The organism is Nibribacter ruber, assembly GCF_009913235.1.
Classification (GTDB): Bacteria; Bacteroidota; Bacteroidia; order Cytophagales; family Hymenobacteraceae; genus Nibribacter; species Nibribacter ruber.
On the sequence record NZ_CP047897.1, the window covers coordinates 1967843 to 1985698 of the forward strand.

Genomic DNA, 17856 nt, shown 5'->3' on the forward strand with positions numbered 1-17856 from the left:
TTACCCACTACTTATTGAAGCAATTGTGGATAAGTGCTACAGTTTCTTGCAATTATGTTGAATAAATACTTGGCATGTAAAGTAAATAAGTAGTTATCTTTGTAGTGTCAACTCACTGACCAACCTCATGATCTCTTTCCATTGGAGATTTCTTTCTTCCTCCCAAAGAAGTTCCGTTAGCATTCTTAATGTTAACATAACAATACCCTTACCCGCTTTTTCACTAACCCGTTTTACTTTTGTTCAAAAAAAACCCTTTATGAAGTTTAAGTTACAAAGAATTTTGTGCGTAGTTCCTTTGCTGCTGCTGTTTGTCACGACGGCATTTGCACAAAGGACTATTAGAGGCAAGGTAGTGGATGCTACCACACAAGAGTCATTGCCAGGAGCCTCTGTGGCTGTTAAAGGCGGCACAGATGGTGTCACTACAGACGTAGACGGTACTTTTGCGTTAAAAACCTCTGCTGAGAACGTAACCCTGGTAGTAAACTACATTGGCTATGTGCAGCAAGAAGTGTCTGTTTCTGGTTCTAACGCCGGAACCATCAAGTTAAAGGCTACTGAAAGCAGCGTAAACGAGGTACTGGTAACGGCTAACAGCTACGCCATTGACCGTGAGACGCCAGTGGCCATGTCTACCATCACCAGCGAGGTGATTGCAGAGAGAATTGGTAACCAAGAGTTCCCAGAGGTTTTGAAGTCTACGCCAGGTGTGTACGCTACTAAGTCTGGTGGTGGATTTGGTGACTCCAGAATCAACGTGAGAGGTTTCCAGAGCCAGAACGTGGCCGTTATGATCAACGGTGTTCCGGTAAACGACATGGAAAACGGTTCTGTTTACTGGTCTAACTGGGCTGGTCTGTCTGACGTGACGCGCTCTATGCAGGTACAAAGAGGTTTGGGTGCTTCTAAAGTAGCCGTTCCTTCTATTGGTGGTACCATCAACATCATGACTAGAACTACAGACGCTATCAAAGGCGGTAGCATCTTCCAGGGTTTTGGAAACAACGGCTACCTGAAAACCGGCGTTTCTCTTTCTACTGGTTTAACAGAGAACGGCTGGGCTGTTTCTGTGGCTGGTTCTAAGAGCGAAGGCAACGGCTGGGCCGAAGGTCTTGAGTTTGAAGCCTACAACTACTTCTTCAACGTTTCTAAAAACCTGAACGACAAGCACGTATTGTCATTGACTGGTTTTGGTGCACCACAGGTTCACGGTCAGAGACAAACCAGATTGCCTATTGAAACTTACAGAAATGCCCCACAAGGCCTTAAGTTCAACCCAGACTGGGGTGTGAAAGACGGCAAAGTGGTAAACGTAGAAGACAACTTCTACCACAAGCCACAGTTCTCTTTGAACCACTACTGGACCATTGATGAGACTTCTTTCTTGTCTACAGCTGCTTACGCCTCTGTGGGTACTGGTGGTGGTGGAGCCTTCACAGGAACTCTTCCTAGAACTGGCAACCAATACTCTCCTTATGACCTGGATGCCGCCGTTAACGCGAACGTAGCCTCAGCTGACGGACGTGCGCTTTCTTTCCTGAGAGCCTCTAGAAACGACCACAACTGGTACGGTATATTGAGCACCTACCAAAAAGGAGTAAGCGAAAACTTTGACCTTTTGGGCGGTATTGACTTCAGATACTACCATGGCAAGCACTTTACAGAAGTAACAGACCTCTTAGGTGCTGACTATGTATTGAATACCGCCAACGTAAACACTCCAAATGACAGAGCCCGCGTAGGTGACAAGATCAGCTACTGGAACGATGGTATTGTTCTATGGGAAGGTGGTTTCTTGCAAGGTGAATACAAGACGGGTCCTTTGGCCACCTTCGTGTCCTTAGCTGCCTCTAACACTTCTTACAAGAGAATTGACTACTTCCTGTACAAAGACGAAGATCCAATGCAGGAGACTGCCTTCCAGAACTTCTTCGGTTATCAGGTGAAAGGTGGTGCTAACTACAACCTTACTGAAACCCACAACATCTTCGGTAACGCAGGTTACTTCACCAGAGCTCCCTTCTTCAACGCGGTATTCCTGAACAACTCAAACGTTGTGAACGAAGATGCCCAGAACGAGAAAATCCTGAGCTTTGAGCTAGGCTATGGTTACAGAACTTCTATGTTCAGCGCCAACATCAACGCCTACAGAACCACCTGGCAAGACAGATCTTTCACAAGACGTTACGCTGGTGCCACTCCAGGAACTTTCTTCTTCGCCAACTTGCTAGGCGTTGACGCTATTCACCAAGGGGTTGAGTTGGACTTCAGCTTCCGTCCTATCCAGAAATTGACCGTTCAAGGTATGATGTCTGTGGGTGACTGGAGATGGTTGAACAACCTGGATGCCGTTACAGTAACAGATGAGACGCAAACCGTTACCAGAACCATTGGGCCAATCTACATGAAAGACCTGAAAGTGGGTGATGCCGCTCAGAAAACTGCCGCTCTTCGTCTTGACTATGAGTTGATGCCAGACTTCAAAGTGGGTGCTGACTACAACTACTACGGTGACTTCACCGCTGATTTTGACCCATCTACTTTGTTAGAGGCTGACTTGAAGCCTTGGCAAGCTCCTAACTACGGCCTGCTTGACCTGAACGCTGTATTTAGATTCAAAATCGGGAACTTAAACGCCTCTCTAATTGGTAATGTAAACAACGTCCTGAACACTGAGTATATCTCTGACGCTCAGGCTACTTTCACTGCCGTAGAGAATGGCCCGGACATTAGCAATGCTTCTAACTCTAGCGTGTTCTACGGAGTAGGCAGAACTTGGACTACAAGCTTTAAAATTAACTTCTAAGAATACATGAAAAAGATATTCTATTTCCTTTCTACCCTTATGGTCGTTTTTTCTTCCTGCGACCCTATGGAGGATACTTATGAAGAGTTAGACGCTCTTCCGCGTGCCCAGGCAGAATTTAGAAAAGTGAACATCACTCTTTCTAAGGAGAACTACGAGTCCTTCAAGACTGCTCCAAGCACGGTTAACAAAGGCTTGTACTTTACCTCTGAAGCGGAAGCAGGTAGCATTGTTCCTAGCTACTTAAACACTGCCTACGGACAACTGGAAGAAGGCGACATCATCAATGTAACCTACAACCAGTTCGTTTCTGCCCAGACAAACGCCGTTTCTTCTAGAGAGACGTACACTGTAACGGCAGAAGATTATACGGCTGCTGGCATTAGCAACAGCCGTTTTAACCTGGCCAACGGAGATGCAGACGCCATCAAGTTCTTGAACTACAAGTACCCAGGTGCTGCTGAAGGCAAATTGGTGGTGCTTACCTTTAACGGGTACAACTCCAACGTAAGCTCTACCGCTGTTGAGATGACAGACTCTTTCTACTTCATCAACGGTGCCTGGGCAAACGCTTACCACGTAACAGATGCAGACTATACTTCTGTAGACAACGGTCGTTATAAAAACTTCTCTAGCTCGCTAGATGACCAATTGCCAAGTTTCTTCAACAAGTTCTTGTCACAGTCTGTATTGGCTCCTAAAACCGGTGAAATCAGATACGTGAGCTACAAGTACTTTAGCGGTGGCGTTACCCAGCAAGCGGTAACGGCTATGCAGTACAATGGCACCATGTGGGTGAAAGCTCCATCTGTGGTAACTGTTCCGGCTACGTTGGCCTTCTCTAGAACCAACGGCACCTGGAAGCCAGATTTGACCATCAGATACACCATGGTTCCTGCTGACTACACTTGGATTTCAACTCAACCGAGCCTTGGAACAGAAGCACAAAGAACCAACCTTGGTAGCTTTGGTAACTTCTACATGAGCTTTGCCGGCAATGACTACAACTGGTCAGATGCCAACTTGGTAACAGCGCTTGCAGGCTTCCTGAAATACAAGTTCCCGAACGCGGAAGTTGGTCAGAAAGTAGCACTTACCTATGTATTCTATAAGAGCGGTGCCAAAGTAGGTACGCTTACTTTCCAAAAACAAGCCTCTGGCGAGTTTACTTTGGTTAAGTAAGGATTGCTGAACAAATAATAAGAAAAGCCCTGCTATAATAGCGGGGCTTTTTTTGGCTTGTGGGCACTAGAAAATAAAGGGAGAAATTTTACAGGAATTTGCCCTCTACATTTGGCAGTTCTCAAAAAGCCTGTTACTTTTGCATCACTAACCCGGGGGATTAGCTCAGCTGGCTAGAGCGCTTGCATGGCATGCAAGAGGTCATCGGTTCGACTCCGATATTCTCCACTAAAAGCCTTACTCAAACGAGTGAGGCTTTTTTTATTTCTTTATCTTAAAGTAATCTTGCCCTTCTGGTGCAATTGTCTTTCTATTACACGCTAAAATCACTATCCTAGAATTTAAGAGCTCATATGAAACGCCTTCTATTCTTTCTGCTAGTCATTTCCTGGGGCTGCAAAGATGATGCCCCGGTAGTTCCCAAAAACCCCATCACGCTTGAAATAAAAGCCCTAGAATGGACCACTTCCTCCATGGATGCGGTCATTAGCTTATATGACTCTGAGCAAAACTGGGAAGCACGCACGGGGGCCATTAAAAGTCAGACAACTACCTCAAATGGGAAGGCTATCTTTACCAACCTAGCACCAAGACAGTACTGGTGGAGGGTGGAGAAAGGTTGCCTACTCAATGATTACAGTGATTTCTCTACTAGGAGAGCCCTCAAAGAAGAAGAATATTACTCTGCAAAAACATACTTGGTAGGATCTTTCACACTTGAACTAGTGAACACTTCGGCGCTCGCCTTCGAGGTGACGCTTAACTATGGCACTGCCCCTGTAACAGTTAATGGAAACTCTACCCTAACTATTAAAAGGCTTAAGGCAGAATATGACTATATAACTGACGAATCCACTACTTACCAAATTTCTGCTCGCGTAAAAACAAATGACGCATCTAAACCTTATGAGCAGATTGGTTTCTTAACCCCTTATTGTGGAAAAATCGAAAAAGTGGTGTTACCTAAATAAACTTCCGTTTTTAGCCTTTTTACCTCAAAACAGGCTAAAAACGGAAAGGCCCCTACTCCAGGCAGGGGCCTTTCCGTTTTTGGCCTGTTTTGCGCTTATACAAACAACCCCTCCACAGACAAATACCGCTCACCGGTGTCATAGCAGAAAGTTAGAATCTTAGCGCCTTTCTCTAGCTCTTCTATCTTTTGGGCCACCGCTGCTAGAGATCCTCCAGACGAAACGCCCACAAAGATTCCTTCTTCTCTTGCCGCCCGCCGGGTGTAGTCAAACGCTTCTTGCGGGGTAACTTGGATTACGCCATCCAAGACAGACATGTCCATGATTTTGGGAATGAACCCGGCCCCTACTCCCTGGATGGGATGAGGCCCCGGCTCGCCGCCGCTCAACACAGGAGACAGCGTAGGCTCTACGGCAAACACCTTAAGGTTAGGAAACTTCTTTTTGAGCACCCGCGCCACGCCGGTAATATGCCCGCCGGTACCAACGCCGGTAATAAGGTAATCCAGCCCGTCAGTAAAATCTGCCAGGATTTCTTGGGCGGTGGTTTCCATGTGGATTTGGGTATTGGCTTCGTTTTCAAACTGCATGGGAATCCAGGCATTGTCGTTCTGCTGGGCTAGTTCATGGGCTTTCTCAATGGCACCTTTCATGCCTTTCTCGCGGGGCGTCAATTCCAGTTGGGCTCCGTAGGCAGCCATGAGCCTTCTGCGTTCAATGGACATGGATTCTGGCATGACCAAGGTAATTGGGTAGCCTTTTACCGCGGCTACCATGGCCAGGCCCACACCGGTGTTACCAGAAGTTGGTTCAATGATGCGAGTGTCTTTCTTTAGGAGTCCTCGCTTCTCGGCGTCCTCCACCATGGAAAGCGCAATGCGGTCTTTTATGCTTCCGCCGGGGTTGGCGCGTTCCAGTTTCATCCAGACATTGGCATCTGGGCCAAACAAGCGGTTAACCTTGACAGTGGGCGTGTTGCCTATGGTTTGTAGAATGTTCTCTGCTTTCATAAATAAGTAAAATAGTGAACGACCAGGGCTTGGCAGTACTACCGCTTCCTTGGTCTTAGGTGAAAATACTTTTTTGACGTTGGGTTAGATGGAGAAGTCAAGGATGCCTTCGGGTTCTTCGGTGCGGCTTACTTTTATCTGGGCACGGTGGTATAGTCTGGAGTACGGACCCACGCTTTCGGTGAGCCATACGTTGCCGCCAATGATGCTGTGAGCGCCAATGACGGTTGCGCCGCCCAAGATGGTGGCCCCGGCATAAATGACCACATGATCTTCAATGGTAGGATGGCGCTTGATGTCCTGCATGTGCTTAGACACGCTCAAGGCGCCCAAGGTCACCCCTTGGTACAGCTTCACAAACCGCCCAATCTCAGTGGTCTCCCCTATCACCACGCCCGTGCCGTGGTCAATGCAGAAAGGAACCCCAATCTTCGCCCCTGGGTGAATGTCTATTCCCGTTTTGGAATGCGCGTACTCCGTCAGGATTCTGGGCAAGATGGGCACCTCATGCAGGTGCAGGAAATGCGCCATGCGGTACACGCCAATGGCCTGAAACCCCGGATAAGTGCGCATGACCTCCTCTATGTGGCGGGCGGCCGGGTCTTCCTGCAGAATGAAGCGGGCGTCCTCTATGATCTGGTCATACAGTTGGGGCAGTACTTGTATAAACTGCCGGGAGGTTTCTATAGCCGAAAACGCACCCAGGTGCTGAACGCCCTGCAACAGCCGCTGCAGTTCTTGCTCCAGAAACTGGGCCTCTTGCCGCAAGGCATGTTCTGTCTTGTAAGGAGGTTCTGCCAACGGCGGAAACAGTAGCTGCATAAGCCGGTCCAAAAACTGGCACAGCAACGCCGTAGGGACGCGTAGTTGGTTTTGCTGGTGCAAGCCCCAAAGCCGATGTAAAAATGCCTCTTCCATATTCTAGTAATACGTTCAATTTTAGAAGGTGCTACTATTTTTACCCTAGAAATATAAGCCAGGCGGTTTCCTTCAGGCAACTGGCGGCGCGGCGTTTTTGGCTTATTTTCCGGAAAACACACCAAAAACGACATCGGTCTTTCACCAAGTAAATAGAAACCCAGGAGGGTACCTTAGGAAAGGCGTTCAATCCAGAAACCAAAACCTGCCTGAATTGTAGTTAGAGGGATAAGGCTATTTTTCTTGAATTACCGTAGGTAATCTCTTTAGCGTACCTTCACCTGTCTATGGCATTCTGGTCCAACTTATTCACTAGCAAAAAAGCATCTTCTACAGGTAAACCACCTTTGTCTGTGCAGCAGCGCGTGAGCGCCCTAAAACACCTGCCCCCGTTTTTAAAGCTGGTCTGGCAAACCAACCCGCGCATGGCGTTCTTGAACGTAGTGTTGCGCTTATTCAAAGCGGCGGTACCGCTGGCCATGCTCTATGTGGGTCAGTTGATTATTGACGAAGTCATCAGCCTTACCCAGGTCACCGGCGAGCGTGAACTGCGCTACCTGCTCACGCTAGTCGCTATTGAGTTCGGCTTGGCCGTCATCTCAGATACACTCAACAGAGGCATCGCCTTAATAGACGGGCTGCTAGGCGATTTATTTGCCAACCAATCCTCCATCAGGCTCATGGAACATGCCGCCGAGCTGGACCTGGACCAGTTTGAGGACTCTACTTTTTATGACAAGCTGGAACGCGCGCGCCGCCAGACCCTCAGCCGAACCATTCTCATGAGCCAGGTGCTGGGACAATTGCAGGACTTGATCACCATGCTGTTCCTGGCCGTAGGCCTTGTAGCCTTTAACCCATGGCTGTTGCTCTTACTGCTAGTGGCCGTTCTACCCGCCTTCTTAGGCGAATCTCATTTCAATGAACGCAGCTATTCGTTGGTGCATGGCTGGACGCCTGAGCGCCGCGAACTGGACTATTTAAGGCAGACCGGGGCCAGTGATGACACGGCCAAGGAAGTAAAGATTTTCGGGCTGTCAGACTTTTTGGTGAACCGCTTTAGGGAGTTGTCTTCGCAGTTTTATTTAGACAACAAGAAGCTGGCCACACGTCGGGCTGGCTGGGGAAGTTTCTTTGCCGCGTTAGGCAGTGCCGGCTATTACGGCGCCTACGTGTACATCATTCTGCAGACGGTCAACGGGCAAGTGTCCATTGGCCAGCTCACGTTCCTGGCCGGTTCGTTCATGCGCATGCGCGGCCTCCTGGAGTCTATCTTGAACCGATTCACCAGCGTGGCCGAAGGCGCTTTATATCTACAGGATTTCTTTGATTTCTTTGAACTCCAGCCTCGCATTCACCGCAAACCCAACGCCCCGGCTTTCCCGAAACCCATCCAGCACGGCTTTACGTTTGAGAACGTGGGTTTCCAGTACCATAACTCAGAACGCTGGGCCATTAGAAACCTCAACTTCACCCTACGTGCCGGCGAGAAACTAGCTTTGGTAGGAGAAAATGGCGCCGGTAAAACAACCTTGGTCAAACTACTTTCACGCCTCTATGACCCTACCGAGGGACTCATTCTCTTAGATGGCATTGACCTCCGCGAATATGATCCCGCCGATTTACGTCGTGAGATTGGCGTGATTTTCCAGGACTTCGTTAGGTTCCAGATGAGCGCCGGCACTAACATTGCCATTGGCCGCATTGAAGAGAAAAGCAATCAGCCTCGCATAGAATCCTCGGCACACCAAAGCCTGGCAGATACCGTCATCGCTAAACTCCCCGAAGGCTACGACCAGGTCATCGGTCGCCGGTTCAACAAAGGCGTGGACTTGTCTGGTGGCGAATGGCAGAAAATCGCCCTCGGCCGTGCTTACATGCGGGACGCGCAGTTGCTTATCTTAGACGAACCTACCGCCGCCTTGGACGCCCGCGCCGAGCATGAGGTATTCCAGCGCTTCGCGGAGCTGACCAAAGGCAAAACTGCCGTCCTCATCTCCCACCGCTTCTCCACCGTCCGCATGGCTGATAGAATCTTAGTGATTGAGAACGGGCAATTCGTGGAAATGGGCTCCCATGAAGAACTTCTCGCCAAAGGCGAACGCTACGCAGAACTGTTCAGACTTCAAGCGAAGGGATACCTTTAGAAGTCTCTGAGTCGCGAGTTATGAGTCGTGAGTCCTTGGGAATGGAGATGATTCTAATCTTGAGGATTGCCCAAACGAGAGTTTAAGGCAGCGAGCGCAGCTCAGAAGAGGGGTGTTTACACCAGCAGATAAAATCAGCAATGTGTCAGAGACAAGGCAATGCCTTAAACCCTTATCCTAACCTTTTCCATGAGGGAGAAGGGACTATACGCTTAACCGTTTTTGGCTTGATTTCTAGAAAACAAGCCAAAAACAAAAAAGTATATATCTTATAATGGGGCTTCGGAAATTGCCAGTCTTTCTCTTATAACTTTTAGCAACTTCTTTCTTCTCTCAAAAGAAAACGGAAATCTTCCTTTCAAGCCTGAGACGGGTCTTACTCCTATCAAAACCATTTTGGGTTTAAACACGAAAATCATTTGCATTTCAGCCAACAAGAAAGTTGCCTTTGTTTCTGTTACTACACCCACCAAGGAAGCAGATACAATGTTCCAATTTTGCTCACTCGCTAAGTCTTTAATAATACCTAAAGCATCTTTTTGTGAAGAATCATGATTGATTTTAACTAGCCTAAAGTTCTCCTTGATTCTAAAATAAGCATAAACGGAGGTAAGAAATAAGAGAATAAAGGAAGTTAGGGTTATAAAAAGCTCTGTTTCACTTTTTTGTTGCTGGACGTCAGTATAAAGTTTAAAGCAGGCTCCTAGCTGGAGTAAAACCAATAGAAGAAGAATAAAATACTCGTTTAATTTTGAATAATCTTCTTGTATAATCCTTTCTCTTTCTTTGGTGAGCTTAAGGTTGATTTTTTCCATTTACAGTCTCAATATAGTCAAAATCAAACAAGCTAAAACCACCATTACGCTTCTGCCCGCTTCGGGAATTTGCCTAGCATCACATACAAGAAAGCCGCAGTGCACAGCCCAGCCGCCACTTGAAACACCAAGGGCAAGCGGTCCAGGTGATTCCCGAAAATCCAGCCTGCGGCTAGGGCGCCAATACCTATGCCAGCTTCCAGCGCGATGTAGATGGTAGCCATGGCCCGGCCACGATGTGCTGGGTCGCTGAGGTCAATGGCCCAGGCGTAGAGTGTTGGCGAGTTCATACCGGTGCCTATTCCATAGACCACCGCACCCGCCAGAAACCAAGTTTTATCGGTGGCTAAGCTGATGGTGACCATGGAAAGGGCCATCACCAACGTGGAGATGCGCAACAAGGTGACGCGCCCGTATTTGTCAGAGGCACGGCCTGCCATGAACCGAATGCCAATAGAGGAAAGTGTGTAGAAAGTAAAGAAAAGTCCTTTGTTGGCGATACCCAGAGAACTACTGAAATCTGGCACCACCGTGAGCACGGCACCGTAGCAAAAGAGCGTCAGGAACATCACAATAAACGGTGGCATGACCTTAGGCTCCAGAATCTCATGCTTTTTGATGCGTAACAATCCCCAGTTAAATTTCTGCGGGCTAGATAAGGTTTCCTTCAGGCCAGATAGTACCAGAATAGACAGCAAGGCCATGCCCGAAGAGCAGTAAAACAGCGCATTCAAAGAGAAGTACCGGCTGAATTCTCCGCCAATGGCAGGTCCGGCGGCCAAGCCCAAGCTACCTGCCAAACCAAACATGCCCAGTGCTGCGCCGCGTTTCTCCAAAGGCACCGTGTCGGCCACGTAGGCAGACTCGCCGGTGGGTGTGAAGCCCGTAGAGAAGCCATGGATGAGACGCAACAGCATAAACGCGGCCACCGTGGCGACCAAGGGATACAAAAATCCGCAGAGTACGCAGACGGCCACGCCAAAATACATGACCGGAAGGCGTCCAATGGAATCGGCAAGCTTCCCGCTAAAGGGCCGGGATAAACCGGCGGTGAGCGTGAACAAGCCGATTATGAAGCCCTTGTATTCGCCGCCGCCCAGACTGGTGAGGTAGTTGGGCAGTTCTGGAATAATCATGTTGAAGCTAGCCGAGAACAGAAACGAGCTCAGGCACAGCATCCAGAATTGACGGTTATAGACGTTGGGGGCAAAAGACATGGCAAAGGCTATTCGGGGCAAAGGTCAGAAAGAATGGCGCGGGCTCCAATGAATACTTCGTTTTTCGGCTGTTTTCCAGAAAAGAGGCCAAAAACGATTCTATAGCTGATTGTTGATTGCCAATTGTCAATTGCTGGTTGATTTTCCTGCTGGTGTAAACACCCCCCTTCGCCCCCTCAAGGGGGGGAATCCGCGTTTAGTAGAGGCCTCTGTCATTATCACCCAATCCAGTCTTTCTGGCGAGTCGCCTAAGCAGGTTGCCGCCTCTGAAAGGACAGCGGACACGACGAAGTAGAACTGCTTGAACATAAAGCGGCGGCTACTATGCAGAAGAGGCAAGCTGGTACAGCGCGAGGCGGGAAGACGGGGCCCCGCGGCCGTGAGCGCTTAGCGGTAAAAATGCAACAAGGCGGCATAAGGGCACCGGAATACAGAACCTTCTCAGGAACAGCCAACGGAAGCGCACGGCGAAAAGTCACGGAGGTAAATCCGCACATTGAATGGTACAAGGTAATGCAGTTGGTGAGGCAGTCATAGTCTTAGGTGATAACATCAACAACGGCGGAGAGTGAAGAGAAGAGGTTCGTTTTTAGCCTGATTTCTGGGAAAGAGGCCAAAAACGGCTTTGGTGCTTGAGACTACTGCAATTCACGTGGGCTTTCGTATCTTCCGGTTATCAAACCAGACCTATGAAAAACAGAATTAAAATAGCAGTTGCGGTTTTGTTGCTGGCATCTGCCTGCCAACAGCCGGGCCAGGAAAGCGGCAGCACCAATAAATTCTCAGATGCCACGCTCCGCAAAATCTACACCTTGCAAGACGAGCGCAAAACGCAGGAGTTGTTGACGTTTCTGCAACGCCCCGAGGCTATGTACCGTCGCGAGGCCGCTTTGGCCTTCGGGTCTGTACAGGACAGCACGGCCTTGCAACCGTTAGCCGCCTTGTTGCAAGACGCAGACCAAGAGGTTAAAAAAGCCGCCGCCTACGCCTTAGGACAGATAGGAAGCTCTACCGCTGAGACGCCTTTGATAGCCGCCTATGGCGCCGAGAAAGACCCTACCACCCGCGCCGAGTTCTTGGAAGCCTGGGGCAAGGTGGCCACACAGAAGGGGCTGGACATGATGGCTATGATTTCTACCTCGCAACCACAGTTACAGACCGGCCAAGCCTGGGGCTTGTACCGCGCTGGTCAGCGTAAATTAGCCTACGGTTCAGCCATCAAGAAAGCGAGTGAATTGCTTCGCTCAAATCAAGAATCAGCCAGATTGGGCATCGCGCATTTCTTGGGCAGGACGCCTAAGCTGGACCCTTCCTCTATCAAATCTGAGGTGTTCACAGTCGTACAAAAAGACCCAAGCGCCGAAGTACGGATGGCCGCCGCCTTGGCTTTAGGCAAAATGACCGACACGGTGGGTTTAGCGCCCGTGGTGGCTTCCCTTTTGAAGAACGATGTTGATTATAGAGTGCGCGTGAACGCCGTCAGGCCGCTATATGCCTTGTCGTATGGTTCGGCACAGCAGGCGGCCTTTAATGCTTTGACAGACAAGCACCCGCATGTAGCCCTCAGCGCCGCCGATTATCTGGTTGCTAAAGCCCCGGCCACTGAGTCACCCAAACTATTGGAGCACGCCAACAAACAGCAAGATTGGCGCGTGCGTGCTACGCTTTACGGCGCGGCCTTGGCTTCAGCCAATGACAAAAGCGCCATCAGTGCGCAGATTAAACAACTCTTTGCAGCCAGCCAGAACCCATATGAGCAGGCGGCCTTGTTGACGGCCCTGAGCAAAGACCCTACGCAATTTGCGTTTATTCAGGAGCAGACCTTCAACAGGAAGCACAACGCCATTAGCACGGCGGGTATTGAGGCCTTGGCGTCCATCAGAGGACAGAAGAACTTCAATCAGGCCAATGCAAAGGCCTTCGACCAGATGTTCCAGCAGGCGGTGGCTTCTGGCGATGTGGCCTTGGTGGGCGTGGCAGCCGGGGCCATCCGCAACCCAGAGCTGAACATGAAGAACACCTACGCAGACCGCTCCTTCCTGACCCAAGCCCGTGATAAACTGGTCTTGCCGCGTGACATTGAAACGTATCTGGAACTGCAGAAAACCTTGGATTACCTGGAAGGCAAAACCTCGGCCCCTACGCCTCCTACCCCATACGGAAACCCTATTAATTGGGCCACGGTCAATAAACTAAAGAAAGGCCAGCGTGCACTTTTAAAGACGTCTAAAGGCGACATCACATTTGAATTACTGGTGGAAGACGCGCCGGGCTCGGTGGCAAACTTTGTGCAGTTGACTGAGAAAGGCTTCTTTAATGGCAAGAACTTCCATAGAGTGGTGCCTAACTTCGTGGCCCAGGGCGGTGACCCGCGCGGCGACGGCTGGGGAAGCTCTGAAGACGGCATCCGGTCTGAGTTCGCCAACCTGCATTACCTGGAAGGCTACGTGGGCATGGCGTCTGCCGGCAAAGACACCGAAAGCTGCCAATGGTTCATTACCCACTCACCTACCCCGCACCTGGACGGCCGCTACACCATTTTTGCTAGAGTGGTGAAAGGCATGGACGTGGTGCACCAGTTGAATATTGGAGATACTATTGAGAAGGTGACGTTGGTGAGGTAGTTTTTTTGAGACGCAAGTATTAATGGAAAGCCATTTCTATCTGGCCGATTGGAAACTTGCGTGCAGGTGAAGAAGACTGTTAAAGATATTTAAATTGGGTGTGTAGGTAATGAAAAATAGCTTAAGGGTAGCGTTATCAGCTACCATAATTATTGCAAGTAATTATTTAGGCTATAAGGCTGGACCTGCCTCAATATTTTTAACTCCTGTCATTATACCTATTGTTTCATATCTTCTATTAAGGGCAGACATGAAATTGCCTTATAAGATATTACTGATACCATCTGCCATCATAATCAATGATATACTTTTAAAGAACTTTGCTGGCGGCACTTATGACTTAGAAGGTGCTGCATGGATTAATCTTCTTTCCATGCTTGGGCTTGTTCTAGCTACAATTTTGACTTTTATAGATTTAAAATTCAGACAGAAATATGCGTTGATTAAATCTCTCTTGTTCCCTTTTCTATTATTTGTGATTACAGGGGCATACCTTTCATATTTTGCTCTTTACGGTCTTATTCAATCTGTTTCAGCTAGTGAATCAGTTAAATCATCCAAGGAAGAGGGAGTCTACATCAGCAGTTTGAAATTCTCAGACCAAAGGATAATCTATGAGGCAGATACCATAAATCTACTTGAAGGATGGGTAGAAAGTGAAAGAAGGATGAATCATCAAAACCTTGTTAAAAAGGAAGAACTATCCGGACAGATGAACTATATTATTAAGGCTCATAATAATCAAATTCCTTATCAGCCTACTGTTTACTACAAAATCAACAGCAATGATGTTAATGGGTCATCTCCAATTGATTCAACAATAATTTTTTCCTTACCTAAATCAGATGATTCAGTATATCTGACCATTTTTAAACTAAGAGGCAATGTTAATAATGACACTATAATTCAGGTAATTAAAATAACTAAGGATAATAAGTGAACACAGGTTTAGTTTAAAACTATCTATATAAAATAAGATATTGTGTACGAAACAGAAACGCCTTTCCAAAAGATGGAAAGGCGTCTCTGTTTAACGGCCTGTACGTTTTTTGGCTATTTCCTGAAAAACAGCCAAAAAACAAATTCTGAATGAATACTTAGTGTAGTTGTTACGCAGTTGGATGCTGGGGCACATAGACCACTTTCTTCGTCTCGAAGAACTCCTCAGAAAAATAGGTATTGAGGTCATAGACCTGGTGCACCAAACCTGATTCGGCTAGTTCTTCAGTCAGATCACCACCTTTGAGGTAGTAGAGGCCTTGCTCAGGCACAGACTCTTTCTTGAAGCTGAACTGAATCCATTGGTAGAAGGTGGCTAGTCTGGCCACGGCGCGGCTCACAATGAAATCGTATTTGTCATGCACTTGCTCGGCGCGGGTCTGGGTGGCTTTTACGTTGTGCAGGTGTAGTTCATGGGCAATTTCCTGCACCACATGAATCTTCTTTCCGATAGAATCTACCAGATGAAACTTCACCTCGGGGAACATGATGGCCAAGGGCAAACCAGGCAGGCCACCGCCGGTGCCTACGTCCATCACGCTGGTACCCGCCGGAAACTGCACTACTTTAGCAATGGCCAGCGAGTGCAGAATGTGGTTTTCTACAATGTTCTCTGTGTCTTTGCGGGAGATGACGTTGATTTTGGCGTTCCAATCTACCAACAGGTCGGCCAATTGGGCAAACTGCTGTAATTGCTCCGGGGTTATTTCCGGAAAGTACTTCGTAAGGATTTCTACCGAGGCTGCCTTCATACGCTCAAAGATAAGGAAAAAGAGTCGCGAGTTCTGAGTTTAGAGTCGCGAGTCTTTGGGAGAGTAAGTAAGAGAGCGTTTTTTGGCTGATTTCTGGAAAACAGTCCAAAAACGAAAGCGCAGTCCCTTCTTCCTGAAGGAGAAGGTTAGGATGAGGGGTTGGCGTTAGAGAAGAACACCACTGGCGCGAGTCTTCAGACTCGTGACTAGGGATGCCGGTAGTCTCCAGACTACCCTCGCGGGCACCGCGAAACTGACATGCATTCTTCTCTTGCTGGTTTTCCCTGTATGCGTAATCATCCCCCTACCCCCAAAGGAGGACGGAACGCGTGTTCTTTTGTAGAGACTAGGAACCGCCTTGTCTCTGACGCATTGCCTCCTTTGATGATACAAGGTTTGCTATTGTAAACACCCTCTGTTAAGCTTCGCTCGCTGCCTCAAACTCTCGTTTGGGCAATCCTCAAGGGAGAATCTGCACTTAGCAAACGCAGCTGGCACAGACGCTCGCAGGTCTTGACAGACGCTACGAGGTCTTTTGATAAACCGCTCTCTTCATTTTTAGCCTATCTTCCAGAAAACACGCTAAAAACGAAGAGAGCGACCCAAGGGCCGCTCTCTTTTATCTTTTACATCAAGAAGCAAGTCTTACATCTTGCGTCTTGTGTCTTATGTCTCCTAAATTAGGTGTTTCTTGTTTTTCACCATGTCATAGAGCAACTCGCGGGCGCGGTGCAGCTGGGCTTTTACGGTGCCTAGCGGGGCGCTTAGCTCAGTGGCAATCTCCTCATAGGAAAGCTCATCAAAGTAGCGCAGGGTCACCAGGCGCTGGTACTTGTCTGGCAGTTTGCTCACAATGTACTGCATGATCTCAATCTTCTGGTTCTTGATGGCCGTCTCCTGCGGATTGAGGTTGTTGTCTTTGAAATCTATGGTTATCTCATCGCCGTTATCAATCTTGATAGCCGAGTCAATGGACATGGTCTTGATCTTGTTCTTTCTGATGAAGTCAATGCAGTTGTTGGTGGCAATTCTGAACAACCAGGTACTGAACGCGTACTCTGGGTTAAATTTGTGCAGGTTGCGGAACGCTTTGGCAAAGGCTTCAATGGTTAAATCCTCAGCATCGTCTGGGTTGCGCACCATCTTGAGCACCACGTGGTACACGGGCTTCTTGTAGATTTGCATCAACTCAGCGTACGCCTTCTCATCTCCGTCCTCAACCGCCGACTGAATCAGTTTAAAATCGTGTTTCGCTTTCGCGGAGAACTGCTTATTTACTTCCATCTTACCTTTTTAGTCGTTAAAACAGAGATTCCAATCCCTATATAAGTGAGGTAATACCCCATTTCCAGCACCGGTAATAACCACCAGGCAACCGGATTGTGTAGACGCCGCGCTACCGGCACATAAGAGGCCAAAAGACCAAGATACCGTACTCCAATAATAAGGCCAACCCAGAGCAAGTGCTGTTGCATGGCCAAAAGAATGGGTGATATTACATAAAATAGACCGTTTGCCAAGACAAAAAGTCCGATTCTGAACTGGTCTCTTTTCTGGTACTGCTTACCGGCGGCCATGTGCCGCTTCTTTTGTCGCCACCATTTGCGCCACCGCGTTTCGGGGGCACTCTGGGTGTGGGCTTCTTCTTCAATGACAATCTGAACCCGGGAATGTTTGGCCGCCGCCTGAACAAATAAATCGTCGTCGCCGCCCAATGACTTGATGTGTGCAGAAAATCCCTTGTTTCGGAAGAAGGTTGATTTGGTATAGGCAAGATTCCTGCCTACCCCCATGTACGCTTGGCCTCGCTTGGCAAACGACAGATACTGCATTGCCGTCAAGAAGGTTTCAAATCTTACCAGTTGATTTAAGAATCCATATATTCTGATATACGGAGAATAGCCTAAAACGATGTCCTTGTTTTCCAGAAACCCGCTTGCCATGGTCTGGGCCCAGGTATTGGACACGGGCCGGCAGTCTGCGTCTGTGAACAAAAGATGCTCATGCTCAGCGGCTTTTATGCCCAGAAACAACCCGTATTTTTTAGGACTCATTTGGCTAGGCGTTTCCTTGGCCGTCACAATTCTTAAACGCGGGTACTCTTGTTGGTATTGCTTTAGCAGCAGGCTGGTGTCATCCCAGGAACGGTCATCTATGATGATGATCTCCCAAGGCTGAGGGTATTCCTGTTCTAACAGCAAGGGCAGTAGCTCTCTTAAGTTCTCCTCTTCATTGTGCGCACATACCAAAATAGACAGCGGCGGAAGGTCTTCTAACCTAGCCGGGGCCTGGTGTTTGTGCAAGGCCAGCGGCAGAAAGTAGTAGAACTCATAAAACAGTTGCACCAGCACGCAAGCGCCCAGCAGATACAGCAGCAGATGAGGTAGGGTGAAGTAGGCGTCCAAGGGAATA

The 17856-nt window shown here is 48.5% G+C and carries 14 protein-coding genes and 1 tRNA gene; 8 read left to right on the top strand and 7 right to left on the bottom strand.

From position 1 onward, the window contains the following. Positions 1 to 259: 259 nt before the first annotated feature. From GU926_RS08435 to GU926_RS08450, 4 genes are all read left to right on the top strand, one after another. Positions 260 to 2809: a TonB-dependent receptor gene (locus GU926_RS08435; RefSeq protein ID WP_160690887.1), complete on the top strand. Its 2550-nt coding sequence runs from the start codon at positions 260 to 262 to the stop codon at positions 2807 to 2809. 6 nt (positions 2810 to 2815) lie between these two features. Continuing rightward, a complete protein-coding gene (locus GU926_RS08440) occupies positions 2816 to 3991 on the top strand; it encodes a hypothetical protein (protein ID WP_160690889.1) in 1176 nt (391 codons plus the stop codon). Positions 3992 to 4145: 154 nt separating this feature from the next. Continuing rightward, a tRNA-Ala gene (locus GU926_RS08445) sits at positions 4146 to 4219 on the top strand. A gap of 125 nt (positions 4220 to 4344) precedes the next feature. Beyond that, on the top strand, positions 4345 to 4962 hold the full coding sequence (locus GU926_RS08450) for a hypothetical protein (RefSeq protein ID WP_160690891.1): 618 nt from the start codon (positions 4345 to 4347) through the stop codon (positions 4960 to 4962). Between the two features lie 95 nt (positions 4963 to 5057). On the opposite strand, the gene cysK is transcribed toward GU926_RS08450, so the two are convergent. Both cysK and GU926_RS08460 read right to left on the bottom strand, forming a co-directional pair. After that, positions 5058 to 5972: a cysteine synthase A gene (cysK, locus tag GU926_RS08455; RefSeq protein WP_160690893.1), complete on the bottom strand. Its 915-nt coding sequence runs from the start codon at positions 5970 to 5972 to the stop codon at positions 5058 to 5060. An 84-nt stretch (positions 5973 to 6056) separates the two neighbouring features. Further along, entirely contained in the window at positions 6057 to 6890 is an 834-nt protein-coding gene (locus GU926_RS08460) for a serine O-acetyltransferase (protein ID WP_160690895.1), read from the bottom strand. 287 nt (positions 6891 to 7177) lie between these two features. Between GU926_RS08460 and GU926_RS08465 the strand changes: the two genes are divergently transcribed. Continuing rightward, complete coding sequence (locus tag GU926_RS08465; RefSeq protein ID WP_160690897.1) at positions 7178 to 9037, top strand: ABC transporter ATP-binding protein; 1860 nt, start codon at positions 7178 to 7180, stop codon at positions 9035 to 9037. 269 nt (positions 9038 to 9306) lie between these two features. On the opposite strand, the gene GU926_RS08470 is transcribed toward GU926_RS08465, so the two are convergent. Beyond that, positions 9307 to 9852, bottom strand: coding sequence for a hypothetical protein (locus GU926_RS08470; protein ID WP_160690899.1), 546 nt, complete (start codon positions 9850 to 9852; stop codon positions 9307 to 9309). A gap of 44 nt (positions 9853 to 9896) precedes the next feature. Beyond that, complete coding sequence (locus GU926_RS08475; RefSeq protein WP_160690901.1) at positions 9897 to 11069, bottom strand: MFS transporter; 1173 nt, start codon at positions 11067 to 11069, stop codon at positions 9897 to 9899. Positions 11070 to 11393: 324 nt separating this feature from the next. Between GU926_RS08475 and GU926_RS08480 the strand changes: the two genes are divergently transcribed. The 3 genes from GU926_RS08480 to GU926_RS08490 all read left to right on the top strand — a co-directional run bounded on the left by GU926_RS08480 (position 11394) and on the right by GU926_RS08490 (position 14633). Continuing rightward, entirely contained in the window at positions 11394 to 11606 is a 213-nt protein-coding gene (locus tag GU926_RS08480; RefSeq protein ID WP_160690903.1) for a hypothetical protein, read from the top strand. A 152-nt stretch (positions 11607 to 11758) separates the two neighbouring features. Then, the gene (locus GU926_RS08485; protein ID WP_160690905.1) at positions 11759 to 13693 is read left to right on the top strand and encodes a peptidylprolyl isomerase; all 1935 of its coding nucleotides are present in this window, start codon (positions 11759 to 11761) and stop codon (positions 13691 to 13693) included. 109 nt (positions 13694 to 13802) lie between these two features. Beyond that, positions 13803 to 14633: a hypothetical protein gene (locus GU926_RS08490; protein ID WP_160690907.1), complete on the top strand. Its 831-nt coding sequence runs from the start codon at positions 13803 to 13805 to the stop codon at positions 14631 to 14633. 169 nt (positions 14634 to 14802) lie between these two features. On the opposite strand, the gene rsmG is transcribed toward GU926_RS08490, so the two are convergent. From rsmG to GU926_RS08505, 3 genes are all read right to left on the bottom strand, one after another. Further along, positions 14803 to 15444 carry a 16S rRNA (guanine(527)-N(7))-methyltransferase RsmG gene (rsmG, locus tag GU926_RS08495; RefSeq protein WP_160690909.1) on the bottom strand — a complete coding sequence of 214 codons (642 nt, stop codon included), beginning with the start codon at positions 15442 to 15444 and terminating at the stop codon, positions 14803 to 14805. Positions 15445 to 16119: 675 nt separating this feature from the next. Then, positions 16120 to 16728 carry an RNA polymerase sigma factor gene (locus tag GU926_RS08500; protein WP_066505647.1) on the bottom strand — a complete coding sequence of 203 codons (609 nt, stop codon included), beginning with the start codon at positions 16726 to 16728 and terminating at the stop codon, positions 16120 to 16122. Then, entirely contained in the window at positions 16719 to 17849 is a 1131-nt protein-coding gene (locus tag GU926_RS08505) for a glycosyltransferase (RefSeq protein WP_160690911.1), read from the bottom strand. Before GU926_RS08505 ends, GU926_RS08500 begins: the two co-directional genes overlap by 10 nt. Positions 17850 to 17856: the final 7 nt, after the last annotated feature.